The sequence below is a fragment of the Aromatoleum sp. genome, assembly GCF_036675785.1.
Taxonomy (GTDB): Bacteria; Pseudomonadota; Gammaproteobacteria; order Burkholderiales; family Rhodocyclaceae; genus Aromatoleum.
This window is the reverse complement of record NZ_JAKFEF010000007.1, coordinates 1-26,146: the sequence shown is the minus strand read 5'-3', so window position 1 is coordinate 26,146 and position 26,146 is coordinate 1. Positions and strand designations below refer to the sequence as shown.

Annotated in this window: 23 protein-coding genes and 1 riboswitch; of the genes, 7 read left to right on the top strand and 16 right to left on the bottom strand. The window is 69.0% G+C overall.

The genetic code is table 11. The features are described from left to right. Positions 1–7 precede the first annotated feature (7 nt). The 4 genes from V6M37_RS01395 (at position 8) to V6M37_RS01380 (ending at position 3,497) form a co-directional block, all read left to right on the top strand. Complete coding sequence (locus tag V6M37_RS01395) at positions 8–718, top strand: ABC transporter ATP-binding protein (RefSeq protein WP_332670338.1); 711 nt, start codon at positions 8–10, stop codon at positions 716–718. Then, entirely contained in the window at positions 719–1,927 is a 1,209-nt protein-coding gene (locus V6M37_RS01390; RefSeq protein ID WP_332670335.1) for an ABC transporter permease, read from the top strand. It begins immediately after the preceding gene. Continuing rightward, the gene (locus V6M37_RS01385; protein WP_332670333.1) at positions 1,924–3,123 is read left to right on the top strand and encodes an ABC transporter permease; all 1,200 of its coding nucleotides are present in this window, start codon (positions 1,924–1,926) and stop codon (positions 3,121–3,123) included. Before V6M37_RS01390 ends, V6M37_RS01385 begins: the two co-directional genes overlap by 4 nt. Before the next feature lie 119 nt (positions 3,124–3,242). Further along, positions 3,243–3,497 carry a hypothetical protein gene (locus V6M37_RS01380; RefSeq protein ID WP_332670331.1) on the top strand — a complete coding sequence of 85 codons (255 nt, stop codon included), beginning with the start codon at positions 3,243–3,245 and terminating at the stop codon, positions 3,495–3,497. Here the strand turns inward: V6M37_RS01380 and V6M37_RS01375 are convergent. The 8 genes from V6M37_RS01375 to V6M37_RS01340 all read right to left on the bottom strand — a co-directional run bounded on the left by V6M37_RS01375 (position 3,474) and on the right by V6M37_RS01340 (position 12,354). Beyond that, on the bottom strand, positions 3,474–5,018 hold the full coding sequence (locus V6M37_RS01375; protein ID WP_332670329.1) for a pseudouridine synthase: 1,545 nt from the start codon (positions 5,016–5,018) through the stop codon (positions 3,474–3,476). The two genes, V6M37_RS01380 and V6M37_RS01375, sit on opposite strands and share 24 nt — an antisense overlap. A 46-nt stretch (positions 5,019–5,064) precedes the next feature. Continuing rightward, a complete protein-coding gene (locus tag V6M37_RS01370; RefSeq protein WP_332670327.1) occupies positions 5,065–5,478 on the bottom strand; it encodes a Na+/H+ antiporter subunit G in 414 nt (137 codons plus the stop codon). Positions 5,479–5,488: 10 nt separating this feature from the next. Continuing rightward, positions 5,489–5,758 (bottom strand): K+/H+ antiporter subunit F, encoded by a 270-nt coding sequence (locus V6M37_RS01365; protein ID WP_332670325.1) that lies wholly within the window; start codon positions 5,756–5,758, stop codon positions 5,489–5,491. After that, complete coding sequence (locus V6M37_RS01360; protein ID WP_332670322.1) at positions 5,755–6,273, bottom strand: Na+/H+ antiporter subunit E; 519 nt, start codon at positions 6,271–6,273, stop codon at positions 5,755–5,757. The genes V6M37_RS01365 and V6M37_RS01360 overlap by 4 nt, the downstream gene beginning before the upstream one ends. Beyond that, positions 6,270–7,790, bottom strand: a complete 1,521-nt coding sequence (locus V6M37_RS01355) for a monovalent cation/H+ antiporter subunit D (RefSeq protein WP_332670320.1) — start codon at positions 7,788–7,790, stop codon at positions 6,270–6,272. The genes V6M37_RS01360 and V6M37_RS01355 overlap by 4 nt, the downstream gene beginning before the upstream one ends. After that, positions 7,787–8,137, bottom strand: a complete 351-nt coding sequence (locus V6M37_RS01350; RefSeq protein WP_332670318.1) for a Na+/H+ antiporter subunit C — start codon at positions 8,135–8,137, stop codon at positions 7,787–7,789. The genes V6M37_RS01355 and V6M37_RS01350 overlap by 4 nt, the downstream gene beginning before the upstream one ends. A 1-nt stretch (position 8,138) precedes the next feature. Continuing rightward, on the bottom strand, positions 8,139–10,964 hold the full coding sequence (locus V6M37_RS01345) for a monovalent cation/H+ antiporter subunit A (RefSeq protein WP_332670315.1): 2,826 nt from the start codon (positions 10,962–10,964) through the stop codon (positions 8,139–8,141). A gap of 133 nt (positions 10,965–11,097) precedes the next feature. Further along, positions 11,098–12,354 carry a putative Na+/H+ antiporter gene (locus tag V6M37_RS01340; protein WP_332670312.1) on the bottom strand — a complete coding sequence of 419 codons (1,257 nt, stop codon included), beginning with the start codon at positions 12,352–12,354 and terminating at the stop codon, positions 11,098–11,100. A gap of 222 nt (positions 12,355–12,576) precedes the next feature. Between V6M37_RS01340 and V6M37_RS01335 the strand changes: the two genes are divergently transcribed. Further along, positions 12,577–13,311: an IclR family transcriptional regulator gene (locus V6M37_RS01335; RefSeq protein WP_332670384.1), complete on the top strand. Its 735-nt coding sequence runs from the start codon at positions 12,577–12,579 to the stop codon at positions 13,309–13,311. Between the two features lie 25 nt (positions 13,312–13,336). On the opposite strand, the gene V6M37_RS01330 is transcribed toward V6M37_RS01335, so the two are convergent. From V6M37_RS01330 to V6M37_RS01320, 3 genes are all read right to left on the bottom strand, one after another. Next, positions 13,337–14,362, bottom strand: a complete 1,026-nt coding sequence (locus V6M37_RS01330; protein ID WP_332670310.1) for a serine hydrolase — start codon at positions 14,360–14,362, stop codon at positions 13,337–13,339. A gap of 163 nt (positions 14,363–14,525) precedes the next feature. Next, positions 14,526–15,656: a patatin-like phospholipase family protein gene (locus V6M37_RS01325; RefSeq protein ID WP_332670308.1), complete on the bottom strand. Its 1,131-nt coding sequence runs from the start codon at positions 15,654–15,656 to the stop codon at positions 14,526–14,528. 95 nt (positions 15,657–15,751) lie between these two features. Continuing rightward, on the bottom strand, positions 15,752–18,028 hold the full coding sequence (locus V6M37_RS01320) for an NADP-dependent malic enzyme (protein WP_332670306.1): 2,277 nt from the start codon (positions 18,026–18,028) through the stop codon (positions 15,752–15,754). Positions 18,029–18,306: 278 nt separating this feature from the next. On the opposite strand from V6M37_RS01320, the gene V6M37_RS01315 reads away from it, so the two are divergent. Together V6M37_RS01315 and V6M37_RS01310 are read left to right on the top strand one after the other, a co-directional pair. After that, the gene (locus tag V6M37_RS01315; protein WP_332670305.1) at positions 18,307–20,151 is read left to right on the top strand and encodes a phosphoenolpyruvate carboxykinase (GTP); all 1,845 of its coding nucleotides are present in this window, start codon (positions 18,307–18,309) and stop codon (positions 20,149–20,151) included. 139 nt (positions 20,152–20,290) lie between these two features. Continuing rightward, complete coding sequence (locus V6M37_RS01310) at positions 20,291–21,457, top strand: pyridoxal phosphate-dependent aminotransferase (protein ID WP_332670303.1); 1,167 nt, start codon at positions 20,291–20,293, stop codon at positions 21,455–21,457. Between the two features lie 71 nt (positions 21,458–21,528). Here V6M37_RS01310 and V6M37_RS01305 read toward each other — a convergent pair whose 3' ends face one another. From V6M37_RS01305 to cobA, 5 genes are all read right to left on the bottom strand, one after another. Next, positions 21,529–22,248, bottom strand: a complete 720-nt coding sequence (locus V6M37_RS01305) for a transglycosylase SLT domain-containing protein (protein ID WP_332670301.1) — start codon at positions 22,246–22,248, stop codon at positions 21,529–21,531. A 570-nt stretch (positions 22,249–22,818) separates the two neighbouring features. Beyond that, entirely contained in the window at positions 22,819–23,403 is a 585-nt protein-coding gene (locus V6M37_RS01300) for an acyl carrier protein phosphodiesterase (RefSeq protein WP_332670299.1), read from the bottom strand. A 90-nt stretch (positions 23,404–23,493) separates the two neighbouring features. Then, positions 23,494–24,117 (bottom strand): DNA-3-methyladenine glycosylase I, encoded by a 624-nt coding sequence (locus V6M37_RS01295; RefSeq protein ID WP_332670297.1) that lies wholly within the window; start codon positions 24,115–24,117, stop codon positions 23,494–23,496. Positions 24,118–24,236: 119 nt separating this feature from the next. Next, positions 24,237–24,989, bottom strand: a complete 753-nt coding sequence (gene bluB, locus V6M37_RS01290) for a 5,6-dimethylbenzimidazole synthase (protein WP_332670294.1) — start codon at positions 24,987–24,989, stop codon at positions 24,237–24,239. 47 nt (positions 24,990–25,036) lie between these two features. Continuing rightward, positions 25,037–25,221, bottom strand: a riboswitch (cobalamin riboswitch). Between the two features lie 170 nt (positions 25,222–25,391). Next, positions 25,392–26,146: uroporphyrinogen-III C-methyltransferase (gene cobA / locus V6M37_RS01285; RefSeq protein ID WP_332670292.1), on the bottom strand; the 755-nt coding region annotated here is incomplete at its 5' end.

Below are 26,146 nucleotides of genomic sequence, written 5' to 3'. Positions count from 1 at the left end.
CGCCGCGATGCCGCAGATCGAACTCGCCGGCATCGAGCGCGTCTTCAAGCTCGGCGACAGCGAAGTCCATGCGCTGCACGCGGTGTCGCTGACGATCGAAGCCGGCGAGTACGTCGCGGTGATGGGCCCGTCCGGGTCCGGCAAGTCGACGCTGCTGAACCTCCTCGGCTTGCTCGACCGCCCGAACGCCGGCACGTACCGGCTCGAAGGCCGCGACGTCACGACGCTGAGCCCCGACGAGCAGGCCGCAGTGCGCCGCAGCCGGATCGGCTTCGTCTTCCAGAGCTTCCACCTCGTGCCGCGGCTGACCGCGGCGGAGAACGTCGCGCTGCCGTTGATGCTCGCCGGCGTGCCGCCCGCGGAGCGGAACCGCCGGGTCGCCGAGGCGCTGCGCAACTTCGGCCTCGAGTCGCGCGCCGGCCACCGCCCCGACGAGCTTTCGGGCGGCCAGCGGCAGCGCGTCGCGATCGCACGCGCGACGATCATGCGACCGGCGCTGATCCTCGCCGACGAGCCGACCGGCAACCTCGACCGCGCGACCGGGCAGGACGTCACCGCGCTGCTCGAAGCACTCAACGCGTCCGGCGTCACGCTGATCGTCGTGACGCACGACCCGCTGATGGGCAGCCGGGCGCGGCGCCGGCTGATGATGGAAGACGGCGCGCTCGTCGCCGACCTGTGCGCGGACGCCTCGCCGCCGCCCTCGCCGCCACCGTAGATGACGCCCGCGGACACGCTGCGTTTCGCTCTGCGCGCCGCAGCCGGCTACCCGCTGCGCACCGCGCTGATGATCCTCGCGATGTCGATCGGCGTCGCCGCGGTCGTCATCCTCACCGCGCTCGGCGACGGCGCGCGGCGCTACGTCGTCAATGAATTCTCGTCGCTCGGCAGCAACCTTGTGATCGTGCTGCCCGGCCGCTCGGACACCGGCGGTCTCGGGCTCGGCGGCCTCTTCACGAGCACCCCGCGTGACCTGACGATTCGCGACGCCGAGGCGCTGCGGCGGGCGCCGTCGGTGCAACGGGTCGCCCCGATGACGGTCGGCAACTCCGAGATCGCGTACGGCGGGCGGCTGCGCGAAGTCGTCGTGGTCGGCACCACTGCCGCATACCTCGACATCCGCCGCATGGGCACGAGCGTCGGGCGCTTCCTGCCGCCCGGGGACGCCGAGCGGGCGTCCCCGGTCGCGGTGCTCGGCGCGGCGCTGCAGGACGAACTCTTCGGCACCGAGCCCGCGGTCGGCCGCATGATCCGCGTCGGCGACCGGCGGCTGCGCGTCGTCGGCGTGCTCGAGAAGTCCGGACAGGGCCTCGGCATGAACAACGACGAGCTCGTCATCGTCCCGGTCGCGACCGCGCAGGCGATGTTCGATACGAACACGCTGTTTCGCGTGCTCGTCGAAGCGCGCGGCCGCGACGCGATCGCGTCGGCGCAGCGGCAGGTCGAGGACCTGATGCGCCAGCGCCACGACGGTGAGCTCGACATCACGGTGATCACGCAGGACGCGGTGCTCGGCACCTTCGACCGCATCCTCGGCGCGCTGACGTTCGCGGTCGCCGGCATCGCCGCGATCAGCCTCGCCGTCGCCGGCATCCTCGTGATGAACGTGATGCTCGTCGCGGTCACGCAACGCACCGGCGAAATCGGCCTGCTGAAGGCGCTCGGCGCGACCGCGCGCAACATCCGACTCGCCTTCCTGATGGAGGCGGCGCTGCTGTCGCTTGCCGGCGCGCTCGTCGGCTTCGCGCTCGGGCATCTCGGCGCGTGGGGCCTGCGGCTCGCATTCCCCGTCCTGCCGGCGTGGCCGCCCGACTGGGCCGTCTACGCCGGCATCGGCACCGCGCTCGGGACCGGCATCCTGTTCGGCGTGATGCCGGCCCGCCGCGCCGCGCGCCTCGATCCGGTGCAGGCGCTCGCGAAACGATGAAATTCGCGGACTTTCTCCAGCTCGCGCTGCGCTCGCTCGTCGCCCACCGCCTGCGCAGCTTTCTGACGCTGCTCGGAATCGGCGTGGGCATCGCCGCGGTGATCCTGCTGACCTCGATCGGCGAAGGCCTGCACCAGTTCGTGCTGAAGGAGTTCACGCAGTTCGGCACGAACATCATCCAGGTCACGCCGGGGCGCCAAGGCTCGCGCGGCGGCCCGCCCGGCCTGCCGAGCACGACGCGCGAACTGACGCTCGACGACGCCGCGGCGCTCGCGCGGCTGCCGCGCGTGACCGGAATGACGCCGATCGTCTTCGGCAACTCGGAAGTGCATGCCGCCGGACGCGTGCGGCGCACGAGCATCTACGGCGTCGGCGCCGACATGGCGCGGATCTTCTCGATGCGCGTCGCGATTGGCCGCTTCCTGCCGCCAGACGACCCGGTCGGCGCACGCGCCTTCGTCGTGCTCGGCGCGAAGCTCAAGCGCGAGCTCTTCGGCAACGCCAACGCGCTCGGCGAGCGCGTTCGGATCGGCGACGAGCGCTTCCGCGTCATCGGCGTGATGGAGGAGAAAGGCCAGTTTCTCGGCATCGATCTCGACGACACCGCCTACGTGCCGACGACGCGCGCGATGGCGCTGTACAACCGCGACGGGCTGATGGAGATCGACGTCATCTACCCGGAGACGATGCCGGCCGTGGCTGTCGCGGCTGACCTCCGGGCACTGCTTACGGCGCGCCACGGCCAGGACGACGTGACGCTGACGACGCAGGAAGACATGCTCGCGCGGCTGTCGAACATCCTCGGCATCCTGACCGCCGCGGTCGGCGCGCTCGGCGGCATCTCGCTCGCGGTCGGCGGCGTCGGCATCGTCACGATCATGACGATCGCGGTCAGCGAGCGCACGAACGAGATCGGCCTGCTCGTCGCCCTCGGCGCGCGGCGGTCGACGGTGCTCGGGCTCTTCCTCGGCGAAGCGGTCGCGCTCGCGGCGATCGGCGGCGCGCTCGGCCTCCTCGTCGGCATGGGGCTCGCGCAACTCGTCGGCCTGCTCGTCCCTGCGCTGCCGGTGCACACCCCATGGCATTTCGTCGTCGTCGCGGAAGTGCTTGCGGTCGTGATCGGGCTGCTGGCCGGCGTGCTGCCGGCGCGCCGCGCGGCCCGACTCGACCCGGTAGAAGCGCTGCGCGCGGAATGAGCCGCCGCGATGTGTTGCGCCAGATCAAGCCGCTGTCATTCGCTGCGGCGCCGCGCCCGCGCGCTGACTAGAGTGAAGTACGGATACGGTCTTTCGCATCACCCTTCACGGAGGCTGCCATGTGCTTCTTCGACTCGCCGATCGGCCGTTGCGAGGCGGTACGGGAACTGGTGCTGCTGGACGAGACCCAGCAGGAATGTGCGTGTGAGCACGGCTGTCCGGCGGGCTTCGACTGCCCGCTGAAAGGCTGGTTCACCGAGCAGTCCGGCGTCAGCGACGCCAAGGTGCCGTGCTGGCGCCCGGTCGCGCGCCTGGCCACGGCCGTTCGGACGCCGGTCGAAGCGCCGCGCCTAGAAGCTTTCGTCTTCTCGTAGGAAGCGCCACTGCCCGAGCGGGAGGTCGCCAAGCCTGACGCCGCCGATGCGCACGCGCTTCAGGCCGACGACCTTCAGCCCGACCAGTTCGCACATCCGCCGGATCTGGCGCTTGCGGCCTTCGCGCAGCACGAAGCGCAGCTGATCCTCGTTGAGCCATTCGACCTTCGCCGGTCGCAGCTTGCGGCCGTCGAGTTCGAGACCGTGATTGAGCAGCGCGAGCCCGCCCGCGTCGAGTTCGCCTTCGACGCGCACGAGGTATTCCTTTTCGACTTTCGACTCCTCGCCGATCAGCTGCCGGGCGATGCGGCCGTTCTGCGTCAGCACGAGCAGGCCGGTCGAATCGATGTCGAGCCGGCCCGCCGGCGCGAGGCCTTTCAGGTGCGAGACGTGGAAGCGCTGCGCGTCCCGGGCGTCGAACTGGTTGTCCGGCCCGATCAGCGACACCGCCGGCTCGAAACCCGGCTCGGGCTGGCCGGAGACGTAACCGACCGGCTTGTGCAGCAGGATCGTGACCTGCTCGGCTTGGCGGCGTTTCGCCTGCGCCGCGAGCGTGATTTCCGCGTTCGGATCGATGCGGATGCCGAGTTCGCTGACCCGTTGCCCATCGACGAACACCCAGCCGCGCTCGATGATCTCGTCGGCCTCGCGGCGCGAGCAGATGCCGCGGTCGGCCATCACCTTCGACAGGCGCACGCCTTCGGCGCGGGCTTCGGACGGCGCGGCGGCAGGTGCATGCTTGCGCGGCGCGTCGTGCCGGTCCGGGGCGCCCGCCGTGCCTTCCGGACGCCGAGCCCGCGCCGGCCGTTCGTCCGCCGGCGTCTTCCGCTTCACGGCCGGGTTCCCGCGTCCGGCCGCCTCGGGTACGCGCCCCGGCCGATCCTCCCGCCCCGGCCGATCCCCGCGCGACGGCCGGCCCTCGCGGGCGGGGCCACTCTCGCGCAATCGCCGGTCTTCACGCAACGGACGACCCTCGCGCGGATTTTCCCGAGCCGGCCGATCGTCGCGCGAAGCCCGGTTTTCCCGCGATCCGCGATCGTCACGCAGCGGGCGCTCCTCGCGAACCGCGCGTTTGTCCGGCGGCGCCCCGCGTTCACCCGACGGCCGACTCCGCTCGGCGGCATGATCCTGACGCGCCGGCCGCTCTTCACGCCGCGGTCGATCCTCCCGTCCGGCGCGCGCCGCCGCTTCGTCGCGCCCCTCGCGCTCGCGGCGCGGACCGCGCGCCGCGTCCGCAGCGGCGGCCTTCATCCCGCTCCGCGGATCGCGCTCGCGGCCCTTCGGCCCGGCGTTCCGCTCCGGCGGCTTTCCGCGCCGCTCGGCGGACGGGAGGAAGCGCGTGCGCAGGCCCGGCTTCTTCGCCGCCGCGTCGCCGTCCGCGGCCGTCGGCTTGATGCCGAGCGTCTTGCGTCCGCCGCCGGCTGCGGCATCCTGGCCGCCGGCAGCGGCGCTGTCGGGCGGGGCGCCGTCGACTTCGGGATCGGTCTTGCCGGCGTCGCCGGAGGAGGAGGAGCGTTTCATGGATCTCTGCATTCGAAAGGAACGGCGCCGGACGGCCGGAGGCGAATCATACGCGCGGCGGGCGCCGCGGTCTTTCCCCGTGCGAGGCGCCGGCCTCTTCCGCGGAAGGCGGGTCGAACGTCGTCCAGCCCGGTTCGCGACACGCCGGCGGCAGGCCGCGCACGCGGTCCGCATGGCGGTGGAGGTAGGCTTTCGCGAGGAGATGCGCGGTGACCGGCGCAGTCAGGAACAGGAACAGCGTGATCAGCAGCTCGTGCGCGGACAGTTCGCCGGTGCGCAGGAACGCGTACAGCATCGACGCGAGCAGAACGCCGCCGACGCCGGCGGTCGTCGCCTTCGTCGGCGCATGCAGGCGCATCATCAGGTCGGGCAGCTTGACGAGCCCGATCGACCCGACCAGCGTGAAGGTGCTGCCGGCGACGATCAGCAGCGCGACGACGACTTCTCCGAGCATGTCCATGCCGGTCTCCCTACTCGATGACGTCGCCGCGCAGCAGGAAGCGGCAGTACGCGACCGTCGACACGGCGCCGAACATCGCGAACAGCAGCGCGGCCTCGAAATACTCGCCGGTCGCCTGGCGCATCCCGTACAGGATGATCAGCGCGATCGTGTTCGTGATCATCGTGTCCGCGGCGAGCAGCCGGTCCACCGGCGTCGGCCCGTGCGCGAGCCGCCACAGGTTCAGCAGCAGCGCGAGCGAAATCGCGAAAAAACCGAAGTCGAGCGCGAGGCCGATCATTCGAAGATCTCCTTCAACCGGGCCTCGTAGCGCTGCTTCAACACGCGCACCGTGCCCTCGGGGTCGTCGTTGTCGAGGCAATGGACGAGCAGGCTGCGACGGTCGGCGGACAGGTCGCAGCTCACGCTGCCGGGCGTCATCGTGATCGTGCCGGCGAGCACCGCGATCGCTTCCGGCGATTCGAGCTCGAGCGGCACGACGAGCCAGCAGTAGTGCAGGCGCGCCGCCGGCCGGAACAGGATCAGGCGCGCGACATGCACGTTCGCGACGAGAATGTCGCCGAGCACCCGCAGCACGTACGCGAACGCCTTGCCGCAGGCGCGGACGCGCGGGCGTCGCGGCCAGAAACGCGTCGTCGCGCGCGCGACGACGATCCCGAGCACGAGGCCGAAGAGCAGCCCGCCGACGGTGAAGCGGTTCTGCAGCAGCAGCCACAGCGCGGCGAGTGTCAGCGTGAGCCGCGGATAGGGCAGCCAACCCGTCCGCGGCCGGCGGGCGGTGGGCTCGGGCCTCATTCGTTCTCCCCTTCCGCGCCGAGCACCGCGTCGATGTAGGCGGCCGGCGCGAACAACTGCGTCGCCGCCGCGTCGAGGTAACGGACCACCGGCCCGGCGCCGACGGTCAGCGCGACGTTGGCGGCGAGCAGCAGGCCGACGGCGGCGACCGGCAAGACCGTGCGGCGCGGCGGCTGCGCCCCGACCTTCTCCCCGATCACGCCGCCCTTCCAGAACAGCACGCTGCCCGCGCGCGCGAAGCCGACGATCGCGAGCAGCGACGTCGACAGCAGCAGGCTCCAGATCCAGTTGCGGTTGAACGCGTCGCGCGTCGCGTCGAGGATCAGCAGCTTGCCGACGAAACCGGACAGCGGCGGCAGACCCGTCATCGCGATCGCCGCGAGCAGGAACAACGCGCCGATGAGCCCGGCCTGCGCGATCCGCGGTCCGGCGGCGAGCAGGTCGCCCTTCGCCCTGCGTTCGCCGACGAGATCGGCGACGAGAAAGAATGCGCCCGCCGCGAGCGTCGACTGGACGAGATAGTACAGCGCTGCGGCGATCGCCTGCTGCGTGAATAACGCAACCGCGATCAGCAGCGTGCCGACCGAGCCGACGACGGCGAAGCTGATCATCACCGCGAGGCGACGCGCAGCGAGCACGCCGACCATGCCCAGCGTCAGCGTCAGCATCGCGGCCGGCATCAGCCACGGTGCGGCGAGCCACGCGAGATCCCCGGCGGTGTCGCCGAACGCGAGTGTCGAGAGGCGGATGATCGCGTACGCCCCGACCTTCGTCAGCACGGCGAACAGCGCCGCGACCGGGGCGGGGGCGTTCGAATACGTCCCCGGCAGCCACAAATGCAGCGGCACGAGCGCGGCCTTGAGCGCGAACACGAAGAGCAGCAGCAGCGCGCCGCTGCGCAGCAGGCCCTGGTCGGCGGGCGGGACGGCGGGCACCTTCAACGCGAGATCGGCCATGTTCAGCGTGCCGGTCACGCCATAGAGCAGGCCGACCGCGAAGAGGAAGAGCGTCGAGCCGACGAGGTTCACGACGACGTACTGCAGCCCCGCGCGCACCCGCGCGGCGCCGCCGCCATGGACCATCAGGCCATACGACGCGATCAGCAGGATCTCGAAAAAAACGAACAGGTTGAAGAAATCCCCGGTCAGGAATGCGCCGTTGAGGCCCATCAGCTGGAACTGGAACAGCGCATGGAAATGGCGCCCGCGCGCATCCCAGCCGTTCGCGCAATGCAGCAGCACCGCGAGCGCGAGCGCGGCGGTCAGCGTCAGCATCAGCGCCGACAGGCGGTCGACGACGAGCACGATGCCGAACGGCGCCGGCCAGTCGCCGAGCGCATAGGTCCGGATCGTGCCGTCGCTCGCGGCGGCGGCGAGCCCGATCGCGACGAGCAGCAACACCACGGCCGACGCGAGCGAGGCCGCGCGAGCGAGCACGAGGTCGCGCCGGCCGGCGAGCGCGAGCAGCGACGCGACGGCGGCCGGCAGCAGGATCGGCAGGATCGTCCAGTGCGTCATCGGCCGGGCGCTTCCTCACCATCGGACGCGGCCGGCGCGTCGACGTCGTCACTCCCGGATTCGAGAAAGGACCGGACCGCCATTCCGACCGTCACCGCGGTCATCCCGAACGAGATCACGATCGCGGTCAGCACGAGCGCCTGCGGCAGCGGGTCGGTGTAAGGACCGGCCGCGCGGATCAGCGGTGGCAGACCGACCGCGAGCCGCCCCGACGCGAGCAGGAACCCGTTGACCGCATACGACAACAGCGCGAGACCGAGCACGACGGGAAAGCTGCGCCCGCGCAGGACCAGCTGCACGCCGGATGCCGTGAGAACGCCGATCGCGGAGGCGACGAGCAGCTCCATCTCAATCCTCCGCGAAGCGTGGCGCGGCGGGCGGGATCGCGGCGCGTGTCCGGAGCGGTTTCGCCGGTCCGCGCCCGATTCGCCCGAGGGACGCGAGCATCAACATCACCGCGCCGACGACGGTGAGAAAAACGCCGGCGTCGAACGCCATCGCCGTCGCGACTTCGACGCGGCCGACGAGCGGCAGCGCGAGGTGTCCATACGCGCTGGTCAGGAACGGGCGCGCGAAGACCCACGCACTGAAACCGGTCGCCGCGGCGAGCAGCACGCCGGTGCCGATCAGCGCGTGCACATCGACGCGCATCCGCTGCGCGGCCCACTGCGTGCCGCCGGCGACGTACTGCATGATCAGCGCGATCGCGACGATCAGGCCGGCGACGAAGCCGCCGCCGGGCGCGTTGTGTCCGCGCAGGAACACGTAAGAGGCGACGACGAGCGCCAGCGGAAGCATGACGCGCGCAGCGACGGCAAGGAGCAGGGGGTGGCGGTCCGCGGCGACCATGCCGGGCACGGCGCCGGTCCGCGCCAAGCCCCGCGCGCCGTCGACCAGCGCGAAGACCGCGAGCGCGGCGATGCCGAGGACGATGATTTCGCCGAAGGTGTCGAAGCCGCGAAAATCGACGAGGATGACATTGACGACGTTCGCGCCGCCGCCGTCCGGCAGCGAACGCTCGAGGTAGTAGGTCGACAGGCTGTCGAAGTCGCGCGTCATCAGCGCGAACGCCGCAGCGCCGGCGCCGAGCCCGGCGCCCGTCGCGAGCCCCCCGTCACCCAGCCGCCGCGGACGCTGCGCGACCCGCGGCGTCTCGTGCGGCAGCACGGTCAGCGCGAGCAGCATCAGGATCACCGTGACGACTTCGACCGCGATCTGCGTCAGCGCGAGGTCCGGCGCGGAGAGGTACAGGAAGCCGAACGCGACGATCAGGCCGATCACGCCGAGCATCACGAGCGCGAGCATGCGCCGGCGTTCGAACGCGAGCACACCCGCGCAACTGGCGACGAGCAGCAGCCACGCGACGATCGCGACCGGCGGCGCGGCGAGCGTCGCGCGCGTCCCGACCGCGTGCCCGCCGCCAAGGAAGCCGCCGACGCCGACGACGAGCGCGCCGGCGACGATCCAGCCGAGGTAGTGCCGCAGCGAGCCGTCGTGCAGACCGTCGGTCACCGCGCGGCAGAAATCCGTCACCGCCGCGACCGCCGCGTCGAACGCCGGCTTCGCCTGCGGATGTGGCGCGGCCTGCCACAGCGCCCGTGTATTCGCTTGGCGCCACAGCAGGATGCCACCGCCGGCGAAGGCGAAGACCGACAGCGCGAGCGCCGGCGTCGCCCCGTGCCACAGCGCAAGCTCGTAGCCGCGAACCGGCGCGCCGACCACGGCGTTCGCAGCCGACGCGACCAGCGAGCCGGCGAACGTGCCCGGGAACACGCCGATCAGCATGACGACCACGACGAGCAGCAGCGGCGGCAGCCACAGGCCGGGCGCGGGATCGCGGACGTTCTTGCGGTAAGGCTCGTGCCGCCGGACGAAAAACACCTGGATCGCGTAACGCAGCGAGTACGCGACCGAGACCATCGCCGCGAGCGTCGCGACGAGCGGCACGATCCAGCCCTGCCCGGCCCACTGCGCCTGCGCCGCGGCGTCGAGCATCATCTCCTTGGACAGGAAGCCGTTCAGCAGCGGAACGCCGGCCATCGACGCGGCGGCGACGGCGCCACTCGTCGCGGTCAACGGCATCAGCGCCGCAAGACCGCCGAGATGCCGCAGGTCGCGCGAGCCCACTTCGTGGTCGACGATGCCGGCGTTCATGAACAGCGCGGCCTTGAAGATCGCGTGGTTCAGGATGTGGAACACGCCGGCGACCGCCGCGAGCGGCGTGCCGAAGCCGAACAGCATCGTCACCAGCCCGAGGTGACTGACGGTCGAAAACGCGAGCAGCGCCTTCAGTTCGTCGCGGAACAGCGCGACGACCGCGCCGATCAGCATCGTCACGAGCCCGGTCGTCGCGACGAGATAGAACCACGCATCGGTGCCGGACAGCACCGGCCACAGCCGCGCGAGCAGGAACACACCCGCCTTCACCATCGTCGCCGAATGCAGGTAGGCCGAGACCGGCGTCGGCGCGGCCATCGCGTGCGGCAGCCAGAAATGGAACGGGAACTGGGCCGACTTCGTGAAGCAGCCGGCGAGGATCAGCAGCAGCGCGGGCAGATACTGCGGCGAAGCACGGATCGCGGCGCCGCGCTGCAGGATCAGCGTGAGGTCGTAGGATCCCGCGATATCGCCGAGGATCAACATCCCGGCGATCAAGGCGAGGCCGCCGGCGACGGTCACGGTCAGCGCCATCCGTGCGCCCTGCCGGGCTTCCGGCTGGTGCCGCCAGTAACCGATCAGCAGGAAGGACGCGAGGCTCGTCAGCTCCCAGAAGACGAGCAGCAGCAGGACGTTGTCCGACAGCACGATGCCGAGCATCGCGCCCTGGAACAGCAGCAGCAGCGCGTGGAAGCGCCCGCCCGCATCGCGCGCCGGCAGGTAGGAGCGCGCATAGACGATCACCAGCAGGCCGATGGCGAGGATCAGCAGCGCGAAGAGGAAGCCGAGCCCGTCGAGGAAAAGATGGGCGTTGAGGCCGAGACGCGGCAGCCACGGCTGGCCGGCGTACACGACGTCGCCGCCGAACACCTGCGGCGCGAGCGACAGCAGCAAGCCGAGCGCGAGCGCGCTGACGCCGAACGCCGCGAGCGCCGCCGCATCACGACCGGTGCGCGCGAACAGCGCCGGCAGGACCGCGCCGGCGAACGGCAGGATGACGATCAGCGCGAGCGGCATGATCCGCGCACGTCGGAAATCCGGGGCGTCGCGCGACCGGCGGGATCGGGGGAACCGACGTCGGCGGACCGCCGATCGTCCGGCGGAAGACCGGCGGCGTCGTGACGCATCGCGGGCGGAGCGCCCGTCACGTCTACAGCAACTGGAATGCGAGGACCGCGACCAGCGTCGCCGGCAGCGCCGTCACGAACAAGCCCAGCGGATTGATCGCTTCGTCGTCGAAGTGGCCGCGCAGGATCGCGAAGCCGGCCGGGTTGGGTGCGTTCGCGATCACCGTCAGGCCCCCGCCGGTCACCGCCCCGGCGACGAGCGAATACTTGAATGCGGCATCCGTCCCCTCGACGAGCGAGCCGAGGTAGGTGAGTGCCGCGTTGTCGGTGATCGCCGTCAGCGCGGTCGCGCCGAAATAGAGCGCCGTCGAGTCCATGCCCGCGAGCACGTCCTGCAGCCACCACTGCTGGAGCGCGCCGAGCGTCACGAGCCCGGCGAGGAAGAAGCCGACCAGCAGACCTTCGCGCAGCATCAGGCGGTCGTGATAGTGCCGGTAGCCTTCGGCGACGCCGAGAAAGAGCAGGAACAGGCCGACGAACACGATCGGGTGATGGGCGAAGAAGACGATCCCGGCGAGAAACGCGACGTGCGCGATGATCAGCATCCACGGCACCGTGCGGTCGCTCGTGTGTGCATCGACCTGCAGCGCCTTGAGCTCCTTAGCGAACAGGAAGGTCACGATGCCCGCGTTGACGAACACGGCGATCGCCGCCTTCCAGCCGAAGTGACCGAGCATGTACCACGTGTCCCAGTTCCACTTCGCCGCGACCATCAGCACCGGCGGCGCGGCGAAATGGGTCAGCGTGCCGCCGATCGACACATTGACGAACAGCGCGCCGAGCGTGACGTACTTGAGCTTGTGCGAGATCCCCTTCGCGTAGAAATTGTCGCGCAGCATCAGCGCCGCGAGCGTCATCGCCGCCGGCTCGGTGATGAAGGAGCCGACCAGCGGCAGCACCGACAGGCAGACGAAGTAGAACGCGACGCTGTCGTTCAGCGGCATGTAACGGGCCAGCGCGCGCGCACTGACTCGCGCGAGGTCGAGGATCGGACGACTCGCCGCGACGACCATGATCACGAAGACGAACGCCGGCTCGGTGAAGTTCAGGCTTTCGAGATATGCCGTCGGCGCGTCGACGCCGCCGGCGACGGCGAGGAAAATCAGCAGCACGAAGGCCCAGAACCCGAACACGACCTCGACCTCCCCGAGCAGGTGCCAGATCCCCGCGTGATTCGGCTGCAGATGCGCGAGGTGCTCGAAGTATTTGGTCAGGAAGGTATGCGCGACGGCAACGGCGAACAGGCCGGTGCCGACGACTTCGATCAAGCTCGGGTTCATCGGGATCCTTGCCGCGGGAAAGAGAGGAAGTGGCGGATTATAGGGGCTAAGAAGAAGAGGCGTCCCGGCGCCCGCCCATCGGGCTTCGTTCCGCTCGTCGCGCGGCCATTTCATTAGGCGCAATCAGGTTCCACGGTTAAACTGCGCAACTTCCAAAAAGCCTGCCGCTGCCGCGTGACCGCTCCAACCGAAACGAAGAACCCGATCCAGGTCGTCGAGCGAATGATGAAACTGCTCGACGTCCTCGCGCACCACCCCGATCCCGCGCCGCTGAAACAGATCGCACAGGAGACGGGCCTGCATCCGTCGACCGCGCATCGCATCCTCGGCGCGATGGCGCAGAGCGGATTCGTCGAGCGCGGCGAAGGCGGCACCTATCGCCTCGGGATCCGCCTGCTCGAACTCGGCAGCCTCGTGAAGTCGCGCATTTCGCTGCGCGAGACCGCGATGCCGGCGATGCTTAAGCTGCACGCGGCGACCGGCGAGAGCGTCAACCTCGGCATCCGCGACGGCGACGAGATCGTCTATGTCGACCGCACGTCGAGCGGACGCTCGGCGGTCCGGGTCGTGCATATCGTCGGCGCCCGCGCGCCGCTGCATACGACCGCCACCGGCAAACTCTTTCTCGTCGAGGAAGGGCTCGAACGGGTGCGCGATTACGCGCGCCGCACCGGACTGCCGGCGTCGACGCCGAACTCGATCAACGATCTCGGCGCGCTCGAAAAGGAACTGGACAAGGTCCGCCGTCACGGCGTCGCGTTCGACCTCGACGAAGTCGAGACCGGCGTGCGCTGCGTCGCCGCCGGCGTCCGCGACGACTCGGGCGAACTCATCGCGGGACTGTCGCTGTCGACACCGTCCGAACGCTTCGACACGAGCCGCGCGCCGCTCGTGCGCGACGCGGCCGACGAAATCTCGCGCGCCCTCGGCTACGTGGGAAGGCACGGCGCGCGCTGAAGCGCGCGGGGCTGAGGCTGGGCGATCAGCTGCTGCCGTCCGGTCCGGCCGCGACGCGCTGGGTCGCCGCCGCCTCCATCCATTTCTTCACGCGGACCGCGTCGGCGGTGCGCGTGAAGCGGCCGTCCGAATCCATCAGCACGATGATCACCGGCTGCTTGTTGACCCAGGCCTGCATCACGAGACAGCGCCCCGCTTCCCGGATATAGCCGGTCTTCGACAAGCCGATTTCCCACTCGGGACTGCGCACCAGCGAATTCGTGTTGCCGAAGCGCTGCACGCGTCGGCCGATCTGGACGTGCTCCTCCGACGTCGTCGAGAACTGCCGGATCAGCGGATACGTCGACGCAGCCGACACCATGCGTGCAAGGTCGCGCGGGCTGGAGACGTTCATCGGGTTCAGCCCGGTACTGTCGCTGAAACGCGTATCGACGAGGCCGATCATCCGCGCCTTGATGTTCATCGCGTGGACGAACGCGTCGATGCCGCCCGGATAGCTGCGGCCGAGCGCCGAGGCCGCGCGGTTTTCCGATGACATCAACGCCAGATGCAGCAATTGCTCGCGCGTCAGGCGCGTGCCGAGCGCGAGGCGCGAGCCGGTCCCCTTGAGCGTATCGAGGTCTTCCTCGCTGATCACGACTTCTTCGGACAGGCTCTGGCCGCCGTCGAGGACGACCATCGCCGTCATCAGCTTCGTGATCGACGCGATCGGCAGGACCGCGTCGCTTTTCTTTTCGAGCAGAACCTCGCCGGTATTCTGGTTCTGGATCAGGAACGCGGACGAACGCAGCAGCGGCAAACCGAGATGGTCCACTTCGGGCCGGGCCGCGACCTGCGCGGCCGGTGCCAGCGAACGTCGCGCCGACACCTTTCTCGACCCCGCCTTGGCCGCCCGCTTGCGGACGGTGTACCGAGTCGATGCCTTCTTCGTTTTCGAGGCCTTCGAGACTTTCGTCGAGGTCGCCCCGGCGGCAGCGCCCGCGGGCTCGGCAAGGCCGAACTGCAGGACCGCGCAGCTCAGCACGGCGATTACGAGATGATGGAATTTCATGGCGGGGCGGCCTGGAATGCGACAGGGAGCGACGCTTCTATTTTTAATCAAATTAGGCGGATATCAAGTTTTTTTGAAGTGCTTTCAAAAAAACTTTCGAGACATTGTTACATAACCCCGGCGTCGCAGATTGCGTTAAAGCAGGCCACGGAAAAATTTTCGTTCAGATCCTCAGGAACGCTTCCACTTCGGCCCGCCGCGCGAACGCGTCCTCGTAGCCGAGTTGCATCAACGCGTGCGTGAATTCCGGCTCGAACAGCAGGTAGGACAGCAGCGCCGATCCCTCGCGCCGCATCGCACCGACACCGCGCAGCAGGGTTTTCAGCGGCCCGGGCAGCGCGTTGCGGTGACGCCCCGCGATCGCATCGAGCCGTTGCGACGGCGAGATCACGAGGGTTTCGATCGGTCGCAGCACGATGCCGGCCGCGTCCCGCTCGGCCGCGTCGAACGCGTTCAAGGTCGAGTTGATCCGCTGCATCCGCTCGAGGTCTACGACGAGGCCGTCGAGGAAAATGCTCGACAGCGCGTGGCCGGCGATTTGCGCGAGCGGCGGATAGCCGTCGGCGCGCTGGCGCCCCTCCTCGGCCAGCCGCCCCGAGCCGATCACGAGGATGCGGGTCGCACCCATGTGGATGGCCGGGCTGATCGGCGCGAGCTGGCGCATCGAGCCGTCGCCGAAATACTCGCGGTTGATCCTCACCGCCGGAAACAGGAACGGTATCGCGCTCGACGCCATCAGGTGCTCGACGCCCAGCGTCGTCGGCGTTCCGACGCGCTGCGCCCGGCGCCACGGCTGCACTTCCGGAACGCCTTCATAGAACGCGAGGTTTTCCCCCGACGAATAGCCCGACGCGGACACGCTGACCGCGTGCAGGTGCCCCGCGTCGATCGACTGCCGGATGCAGGAAAAATCGAGCACGCGCACGAGGAGTTCGCGCAGCGGCGTGTTGTCGAGGAGCGAGCGCGGCGTCTGCCGCACGGCCCAGCCGAACAACAGCGCGCTGCTCCAGCGCAGCCCGGTCTTGAGCAGCGTCGGCGCGTCGGAGCGGTACACCTGGTCGACGTGAAAATGCCGCCAGATCCACGCGAGCTTACGCACGGCGGCGTTGAAGTCGGACGAGAAAACCGCGAGCGCCGCGGCGTTGATGCCGCCGGCCGACGTTCCGCAGAGAATCGGGAAGGGATTGCCGCGTCTTCGACCCCGGATGTCGCGGATCGCGGCGAGCACGCCGACCTGGTACGCGGCGCGCGCGCCGCCCCCGGTCAGAACGAGTGCCGCCTTGTCATCCGCCATGCAGATCCCGGTCGCTTGCAGGTATGCCCGGGATCATGCCACGGCCGTGCGCGGCCCCGGAAGGCCGGCACGCCCGTGTCGTACGACGCGCCGCGTCAGGCCGGGTTCTGCAATGCCTCGACCGCGGTCAGCGCGGTCATGTTGACGATCCGGCGCACCGTCGCCGACGGCGTCAGGATATGCACCGGCTTCGCCGCGCCGAGCAGGATCGGCCCGATCGTCATGCCTTCGCCGGCCGCGGTCTTGAGCAGGTTGAACGCGATGTTCGCGGCGTCGAGCGTCGGGAAGATCAGCAGGTTCGCCTGTTCGCGCATGCGCGCGTTCGGGAAGATCCGCAGGCGCAACTCCGCGTCGAGCGCCGCGTCGCCGTGCATCTCGCCCTCGACCTCGATCTCGGGATGGCGCTCGTGCAGCAGCTGCAGCGCGGCGCGCATCTTCTCGGAGGTCGGCGAGTCGGCCGAGCCGAACGATGAATGCGACAGCAGCGCGACTTTCGGCGTCAGGCCGAAGCGCGACATCTCCTCGCTCGCGAGCAGCGTCATCTCGACGATCTGCTCGGGCGTCGGGTCGTAGTTCACGTAGGTGTCGGCGAGGAACAGCGTGCGCCCGGGCAGGCTCACGACGTTGATCGCATAGCAGTTCTCGACGCCCGGTTTGCGGCCGATGATCTTCTCGATGAACTCGAGGTGCAGCCGGTGCATTCCGTAGGTGCCGCAGATCAGCCCGTCGCCGTAGCCGTGCTTGAGCATCAGCGAGCCGATCAGCGTCGTGCGCCGGCGCACTTCCTTCTTCGCGTAGTCGACCGAGACGCCGTGCCGCTCCATCAGCCGGTGGTAATCCATCCACAGCTCCTTGAAGCGCGGATCGGAGTCGGGATTGACGAGCACGAAGTCGCGCTCGGCGCGGATGCGCAGGCCGAAGCGCTCGATGTTCGTCGCAATGACGTCGGGTCGGCCGATCAGGATCGGGCTCGCGAGACCTTCGTCGACGACCGTCTGCACCGCGCGCAGCACGCGCTCGGACTCGCCTTCGGCGAAGATGATGCGCTGGCCCGTGCCGCGCGCGGCGGCGAACACCGGCTTCATGATCAGGCCCGAGTGCCAGACGAAGTTGTTGAGCTGGCCGCGGTACGCGTCCCAGTCCGTGATGGGGCGCGTCGCGACCCCCGACGCCATGCCGGCGACCGCGACCGCGGGCGCGATCTTGACGATCAGGCGCGGGTCGAACGGGCGCGGGATGATGTAGTCGGGGCCGAAGCCGGAGACCTTCTCGCCGTAGGCGGCGGCGACGATGTCGCTCTGCTCGGCGCGCGCGAGCTCGGCGATCGCGTGGACCGCGGCGAGCTGCATCTCGTCGGTGATCGTCGTCGCGCCCACGTCGAGCGCGCCGCGGAAGATGAACGGGAAGCACAGCACGTTGTTCACCTGGTTCGGATAGTCCGAACGCCCGGTCGCGATGATCGCGTCGTCGCGCACCGCGTGGACCTCTTCGGGCAGGATCTCGGGGATCGGGTTCGCGAGCGCGAGGATCAGCGGCTTGGCCGCCATCTTCGCGACCATCTCGCGCTTGACGACGCCGCCCGCCGACAGGCCGAGCAGCACGTCCGCGCCCTCGATGACCTCACTGAGCGTGCGCGCCGAAGTCGGCTTCGCGTAGCGCGCCTTGATCGGGTCCATCAGCACCGTGCGGCCCTCGTAGACGACGCCCTCGATGTCGGTGACCCAGATGTTCTCGACCGGAATCCCCAGCTTCTCGAGGAGCCGCAGGCACGCGAGCGCCGCCGCCCCGGCGCCGGAGGTCACGAGCTTGATCTTCTTCAGGTCCTTGCCGAGCAGATGCAGGCCGTTCAGCACCGCCGCGCCGACGACGATCGCGGTGCCGTGCTGGTCGTCGTGGAATACCGGGATCTTCATGCGCTCGCGCAGCTTCGACTCGATGTAGAAGCACTCGGGCGCCTTGATGTCCTCGAGGTTGATGCCGCCGAAGGTCGGCTCGAGCGCGGCGATCATGTCGATCAGCTTGTCCGGGTCGTGCTCGGCGATCTCGAGGTCGAACACGTCGATGCCGGCGAACTTCTTGAACAGCACCCCCTTGCCTTCCATCACCGGCTTCGCGGCGAGCGGGCCGATGTTGCCCAAGCCCAGCACCGCGGTGCCGTTCGTGACGACGCCGATCAGGTTGCTGCGCGCGGTCAGGGTCGCGGCCTCGGCCGGATCCTCGACGATCGCGTCGCACGCGGCGGCGACCCCGGGCGAGTAGGCGAGCGACAGGTCGCGCTGGTTGGACAGCACCTTCGTCGGCATCACCGAGATCTTGCCGGGCTGCGGATGGCGGTGGTAGTCGAGGGCGGCGGAGCGTATCAGTTCATCCATGGCGGTCTCTTCGTTCGAGTTGTGGGGCGCGGCGAGTACGACTTCGGGCGCGATGCGCGAAAGCGGGCCCGGCACGAGTACCGAAAGAAAAGCTTTCAACGCCATTCCGGGCCAATGCGCTGCCGTGGCATAATATTAGGCTTTCGCCGACTGCGGTTAACCCTAGTAGTTTCCGCAGCCGCGACAGCAAGGCGGATGCCTTGCACCCGCCGGCCAACAGGCCAGAGGCACGACCGACGGGACCGGTTTCGCACGTGCAATCTGGAGAATATCCCACCATGAATCAACGCTTCGCCGAGGCCGCCCTGGCCGCTGCTCCCACCTACGTCCGTCATGAAGGCCTCAAGAAGTGGGTCGCCGGCATCGCCGCACTCACGCAGCCCGAGCGGGTCGTGTGGTGCGACGGCTCGCAGGACGAGTACGACCGGCTGTGCGCCGAAATGGTCCAGGCCGGCATGCTGGTCAAGCTGAACCCGGAAAAGCGCAAGAATTCCTACCTCGCATGCTCCGACCCGTCGGACGTCGCGCGCGTCGAAGACCGCACGTACATCTGCTCGAAGGACAAGGCCGACGCCGGTCCGACGAACAACTGGGAAGACCCGGCGAAGATGCGCGACACGCTGAACGGCCTGTTCGCCGGCAGCATGCGCGGCCGCACGATGTACGTGATCCCGTTCTCGATGGGTCCGCTCGGCTCGCCGATCGCGCACATCGGCGTCGAGATCTCCGACAGCCCGTATGTCGTCGTCAACATGCGGACGATGACCCGCATGGGCAGCGCGGTGTATGACGTGCTCGGCGCCGACGGTGAGTTCGTGCCGTGCGTGCATTCGGTCGGCGCGCCGCTCGAGCCGGGCCAGGAGGACTCGCGCTGGCCGTGCAACCCCGACACGAAGTACATCGTGCATTTCCCCGAGACGCGCGAAATCTGGTCGTACGGCTCGGGCTACGGCGGCAACGCGCTGCTCGGCAAGAAGTGCTTCGCGCTGCGCATCGCCTCGACGATGGCGCGCGACGAAGGCTGGCTCGCCGAACACATGCTGATCCTCGGCGTCGAGTCGCCCGAAGGCGAGAAGACCTACGTCGCCGCGGCGTTCCCGTCGGCCTGCGGCAAGACGAACTTCGCGATGCTGATCCCGCCGAAGAGCTTCAACGGCTGGAAGATCACGACGATCGGCGACGACATCGCGTGGATCAAGCCGGGCAAGGACGGCAAGTTCTACGCGATCAACCCCGAAGCCGGCTTCTTCGGCGTCGCGCCGGGCACGTCCGAAAAGACGAACTACAACGCGATGGCGACGCTGAAGGAAAACATCATCTTCACGAACGTCGCGCTGACCGACGACGGCGACGTGTGGTGGGAAGGCATGAGCAAGGAAGCCCCGGCCCATCTGATCGACTGGCAGGGCAAGGAGTGGACGCCGGAAATCGCGAAGGAAACCGGCCGCAAGGCGGCGCACCCGAACTCGCGCTTCACCGCGCCGGCGTCGCAGTGCCCGTCGGTCGATCCGCAGTGGGAAGATCCGGCCGGGGTGCCGATCTCGGCGTTCATCTTCGGCGGCCGGCGCGCGACGACCGTGCCGCTCGTCTATGAAGCGTTCAACTGGAACTTCGGCGTCTACATGGCCGCGACGCTCGGTTCGGAGACGACCGCGGCCGCGTTCGGCGCGCAGGGCGTCGTGCGCCGCGACCCGTTCGCGATGCTGCCGTTCTGCGGCTACCACATGGGCGACTACTTCAACCACTGGCTGAAGATGGGCCACGTGGTCGAGGACACGCCGCGGATCTTCTGCGTGAACTGGTTCCGGATGAACGAGCGCGGCGAATTCATGTGGCCGGGCTTCGGCGAGAACATGCGCGTGCTGAAGTGGATCGTCGACCGCGTGCGCGGCCGCGTCGGCGGCAAGGAAACCGGCCTCGGCTGGATGCCGAAGTTCGAGGACATCGACTGGAGCGGCGCCGACGTCACGCGCGAGCAGTTCGACGCGCTGACGAGCGTCGACGCGCAAGCGTGGAAGAAGGAACTCGCGCTGCACAAGGAATGGTTCGACAAGCTGCAGGATCGCCTGCCGCGCGAGCTCGTGCTGAAGCGGGAACTGTTCGAACTGACGCTCGCCGTCTGAGGTCCGACCCGCTGCCGGGCGCTCGTCCGGCAGCCCGATCGAAAGCCGAAAGCGCCGACCCGTCGGCGCTTTTTCATTTTTGGCCTCACCCGCCCTTCGCGCGCCGTTCATCCGGACGTTGCCAGTGGAAGGAAACCCGATGACCTCGCACTTCGCCCGACGCCTCGCCGACATCCAGCCCTTTCACGTGATGGAGCTGCTGCGCCGCGCGCGCGAACTCGAGGCGCAAGGGCACGACATCATCCACATGGAGGTCGGCGAGCCGGACTTTCCGACCCCGCCGCCGATGATCGAGGCCGCAACCCGCTTTCTCGCGAGCGGCGACGTGCGTTACACCGCGGCGCTCGGCCTGCCGCGCCTGCGCGACGCGATCGCCCGCTTCTACCACGACCGTCTCAAAGCCGATGTGCCGCCCGAACGCATCGTCGTCACGCCGGGCGCGTCGGGCGCGCTGATTCTCGCGCTCGCGGCGACGACCGACCCGGGCGACGAATGGCTGCTACCCGATCCCGGCTATCCGTCGAACCGCCACATCGTACGCAGCTTCGAAGGCGTCGCCCGCGCGCTGCCGGTCGACCGAGCGACGCGCTTCCAGCCCACCCCCGTGCAGCTCGCCGCGGCCTGGTCGCCGCGCACGCGCGGCATCGTCGTCGCGAGCCCGTCGAACCCGACCGGCACCCTGCTCGACCCGTCCGAACTCGTCGCGCTGCGCGACACGGTGCGCGCGCGCGCGGGCACGCTGATCGTCGACGAAATCTATCAGGGGCTCACCTACGGCGTCGACTCGGCCACCGTGCTGCAGTCGGCCGACGACGTCTTCGTCGTGAACAGCTTCTCGAAGTATTTCGGCATGACCGGCTGGCGGCTCGGATGGCTCGTCGTGCCGGCCGGCTACGAGCGCGAAATCGAGAAGCTCGCGCAGCACTTCTTCATCTCGGCATCGACACCCGCCCAGCACGCGGCGCTCGCCGCGTTCGCGCCGGCGACGATCGAGCTTCTCGAAGCCCGCCGCAAGGAATTCGCGGTGCGCCGCGACACGCTGCTGCCGGCCCTGCGCGAACTCGGCTTCGTCGTCGCGGCCGAGCCGCAGGGCGCGTTCTACATCTACGCCGACGTGTCGCGCCTCGCCGACGACAGCGCCGCCCTCGCCCATCGCCTGATCGAGGAGGCCGGCGTCGCCGCGACCCCCGGCTTGGACTTCGGCGATCACGAGTCGCGCCGGCACCTCAGGATCGCCTATACGACGCGCGCCGAGCGGCTGCTCGAAGCCGCCGAACGGATCGAAGGGCTCCGCCTGTCGCGCTGAGCGCGCGGGCGCCGCGCAGCCCGTACACAAAAACCGGCCGCCTCGCGGCGGCCCGGCTGCGAAAACGCCGATCAGGCGTCGGTCGCGCTCGGCAGGTCGCGGCCCGCCGCAGTGAGCAGCCGGCGTTTCATCGCCAACACCTTGTTCGCGTAGCGCGCCTGCGGATCGCTGCGCGCGCCGCCGTAGTACTGCAGCGCCGCCTGCAGGCTGCCGAAGCGGCGCAGGCCTTCGGCGAGCACCTGCGTGCCGACGCGCACGTTGATCTGCGGGTCGAACAGCGGATTTCTCCCGCGCACGTCCCCGATCTTGTCCATGTGGTAGCGCGGAATCACCTGCATCAGCCCTTGCGCGCCCATGCTGCTGACGGCGACCGGATTGAAGCTCGACTCGATCGCCATCATCGCGACGATCAGCAGCGGATCGATCCCGGAACTGCGGCCATGATGCTCGGCGGCGGCGAGCACCGGGTCGAGCATCTTCGTCGGCACGTTGTAGCGCCCCGCGACGTAGTCGCGCACGCGCCGCATTTCGGACGAGAGTACTTCCTCGACGATCGCGGTGCGCCGGACGGGCTCCTGCACGACCGGGACCGCCACCGCGGCGACGGCTTCGCTCGTCGCGCCGCTTTCGGTCACCCCGAGGTCCGCAAACGCGACTGGTTCATGTTCTAGATAGCCGGTACCCAGCCATCCCGCTACGAGCATGCCCGCCACCACCATCGACGCCTGGGCAAAATGAGTGACGACGTCGGACGTGGTTCGCTTCCGCCGATCACGAGTTGCGTTGACCATGGTTCCTCCGTGCTGTGATCGGACACATCGATCTCCCGCAGCGCCAAAAAACGGCGTGACGGTGCCCTTGGTCGTGCTTGGGCTGGGAACCGGCGCGGCAGGAATGCCGACACCGGATATCGACGTACTCGGTCTTCAGTGGTCGTTGAGGCAAGCCGACGCAACTTGACGACGTGCCCCCGCGGTGCGCGCGGCCATGCTGTTCTGCGCCGTCCTCCCTGTGGAAAGACTCGGCGCCGCACCTTATCAATTCAATCGAATCAAGACGTTGCTGCTAGCTATTGCGACGCAGCAACGCCTGCAATGTATTTAGAGGAACCTGCCCTGTCAACGCGCGCAGGGCAAGCTCGGGTCCTGCCGGGGGGGAATTCGCGCCGCAACGCGTTGGCCGGCGCGGATTTGGCCTTTTGTGAGGAAATGTAGATTCCAACGCCAAAGGAGGGTTTTCGGGCTTGACGCGGCGTGATTTCCGCGAGCGAACTAACCCATCCAGGGTATCGCGGCACACCGCAGCAATACTTTCCCGGTCCATGCGGCCCCCGTCCGGGGCGGCCGGAAGCGCGGGGGTCCTTACCGCTCCCGCAGCCAGTTTTCCGCAAATCGCTGCGCAGGTCCGATGAACGCAAAAAAATCCGTCTCGAAGCCCGCGTAATCGCCGACCAGCTCGGCGCCGCTGCCCCGCAGGAGGTTTTCCCGGCGCAACCGCAAGCCGATGCGGTCGAGCGCGAGCGCGGTGCTCTCGGCCGAGCGGTACGAAGCGAGCCAGTCGGCGTCGCGCATCCGCGGCAGGATTTCGAGCAGCCGGGGCGGCAGCAGCGCGGCGTTCACGTCCATCAGCCGATACATCCGCGACGTGAAGGCATCGAGCGGCTCGGCACGGAAGCGGCTCCAGTGCAGCGCGAGAAAATGGTCGTAGACCATGTCGACGATCACCCCGGCGACGCGGCGGCGCGGCGGGGATACGCGCGCGCGGCTGCGCGCGAAAGCCGCTTCGGTTTCGGCGAACACGTCGATCAGGCGGTGCAGTTTCACCCCTGCCGCGACCTCGGCCGGCAGCCCTGCGGGCAACGGCCCCTTCACGAAATCGCCGATCAGCCCGCCGAGCTGGTCGGCAGGCGAATCGCCGGCGAGAAAGGCATGCGCGAGAAAGTTCATCGGAGAGGGGCGGGTCGAAAGCTTGCAGGACAGACGGCAGCGGGCCGCGGGAGTTTCAGAGCGTCGTCCCGCGCCGTCGCCGCCGCATCCTCATCGCCCGCGCTCCTGTGCAATCCGCGCGACTTCGGCATGGCGGAAACAGCCGACCGGGTGATCATTGACCATGCCGACCGCCTGCATGAACGCATAGCAGATCGTGCTGCCGACGAATTTGAACCCCCGCGAACGCAGTGCCTTGCTCATCGCGTCGGATGTCGGCGTCGAAACCGGCACGTCTGCGAGCGATGCGAACGCGTTCGCGAGCTGGCGCCCGCCCGTGAAGCCCCACAACCACGCGACCGGGTCGATGCCGGCCTCGCGCAGCGCAAGCCACGCGCGGGCGTTGCCGATCGCGGCGTCGACCTTCGCGCGGTTGCGGATGATGCCCGCGTCCGTGAGAAGTTCGGCCTTCTTCGCGTCGTCGTAGCGCGCAATGCGTGCCGGATCGAAGCCGTCGAAGACTTCGCGGTAGCGCGCGCGCTTCTTTAGCACCGTGATCCACGACAGCCCCGCCTGTGCGCCTTCGAGCAGCAGATATTCGAAGAGCGTCCGCTCCTCATCGACCGGCACGCCCCACTCGGTGTCGTGATAGGTGCGATAGAGCGGGTCGGAGCCGGCCCACGCGCAGCGCCGCGACGGACCGCCGCCGGTATCCAGGAGGGTGTCTTCGAGCAAAGCGCGTCCAGATCGGGACGGGACAGGCGGGAGTTTATCCCCAACACGGCCGGGCATTCTCCCGCGTCCGCCGGCGGGACCCGGGCGAGGCACTGCCGCCCCCACGTCCCGCCGCACGATCAGCGGCTCGCCGCGCTGGCCTCGGCCTGTGCTTCCCGCACGGACTGCATCAGCGCCGCGCCCGGCTCGTCTGCCGGTCCTTGCCAGCGGTCGAAATGCAACAGCTCTTCGAGCGGCCGCCGCGCAATCCAGCCGGCGGATTCGAGCTCCGGCTTGCGGTAGAAATGGCTCACGTAGCCGATGCACAGATACGCGATCGGCACGATGTTGCGCGGGATGCCGAGCGCTTCCCGCAGCGCGTCCTGATGGAAGATGCTGACCCAGCCGACGCCCAGGCCTTCAGCGCGCGCGGCGAGCCACAGGTTCTGCACCGCGCAGACGCTGCTGTAGACGTCCATCGTCTTGATATGCGTGCGCCCGACGACGACCGGCCCGTTGCGGTCGCGATCGCAGGTGATGCAGAGGTTGACCGGGGCTTCGAGGATGCCTTCGAGCTTCAGGCTGCGATAGGTGTCGCGCTTGTCGCCTTCGAACATCAGCGCCGCTTCCGCGTGCGCGGTGCGGAAAGCGTCATGCACCCGCCCCTTGACCTCGGGCGAGCGCACGACGATGAAGTCCCACGGCTGCATGAAGCCGACCGACGGCGCGTGGTGCGCGGCGCTGAGCACGCGCGCGAGCATGTCGTCGGGAATCGGCTGCGGCATGAATTGTCCGCGGACGTCGCGGCGCGTATAGATCGCGCGGTAGACGGCCGCCTTCTCGTCGTCGCTGAACGAGGGCCGGTGCTGCGTGTCCTGCGTGGAGCTGCTCATGGATAGTCCCCTTGTGATAGAGCAGTCGGGCGCCGCGGTCCAGGCGGCTGCCAATTGGTCTCGAGGCCGGTCTTCCGACTGAGGCTCGACTCGTCCGGGCGCCTTCCCGGCTTTCGCCAGTGGCTGACGCCTGCCCGGACGATCCTCATCACGGCGCTGGGCACGCGGCGGAATCGCACCGCCTTCCCGATTCTCCCGCGCGGGCGCGGGCACCTCGAAACGGTTGAAATGCTGGTCAACTTCCTTGTTCTTCCTGGTTCTTCCTGGTTCGCGTTCCGCGTGCGCCATCCGCTTCGACTTCCCTCGCGACTTGGTCTTCTCCTTCCGGGAAATCCCCGTCGCCGCATGCCCGTCATCACGCGCCGAACAAGCCGCGGCCGCGACCCGCTCCACGTCGAGCCGTCATGCCTTTGGCTCCGCCCGCGGATGCACCGCGGTGCAGCCGACATGCGGCGCGTGCTGCGGCTGCTCGACCGCCTCCGGCGCAAACCACGCGAGCCGCGGGTAGAGGCCGACGACGTCGCCGACGATCGTCAGCGCCGGCGGCCGGATGTCGGCGTCGCGCACGATGTCGGCGAGCGTCGCGAGTGTGCCGGTCGCGACGCGCTGCGCCTGCGTCGTGCCGCGCTCGACGACGCCGGCCGGCGTCGTCGCCGGCAGGCCGTGCGCGATCAGTTGCCGGCAGATCTCCGCGAGCCGCGAAATGCCCATGTAGACGACGAGCGTCTGCCCGGGCCGCGCGAGCATCGGCCAGTCGAGATCGAGCGCGCTGTCCTTCAGAAAGCCGGTCGTGAAGATCACCGATCGCGCGTGGTCGCGATGCGTCAGCGGAATGCCCGCGTACGCGGCGATCCCGGCCGCGGCGGTGACGCCGGGAACGACCTCGACGGTGACGCCCGCCGCGACGAGTACCTCCATCTCCTCGCCGCCGCGGCCGAAGATGAACGGGTCGCCGCCCTTGAGCCGCACGACGCGCTTGCCCGCCCGCGCGAGGCGCACGAGCAGGCGGTTGATCTCGTCCTGCGGCAGCGTGTGGTCCGACGCCTTCTTACCGACGTAATGCCGCTCGGCCGACGGCGGTGCGAGGTCGACGATCACCGGACTGACGAGGTTGTCGAAGACGACCGCGTCCGCGCCGGCGATCAGGCGCGCACCGC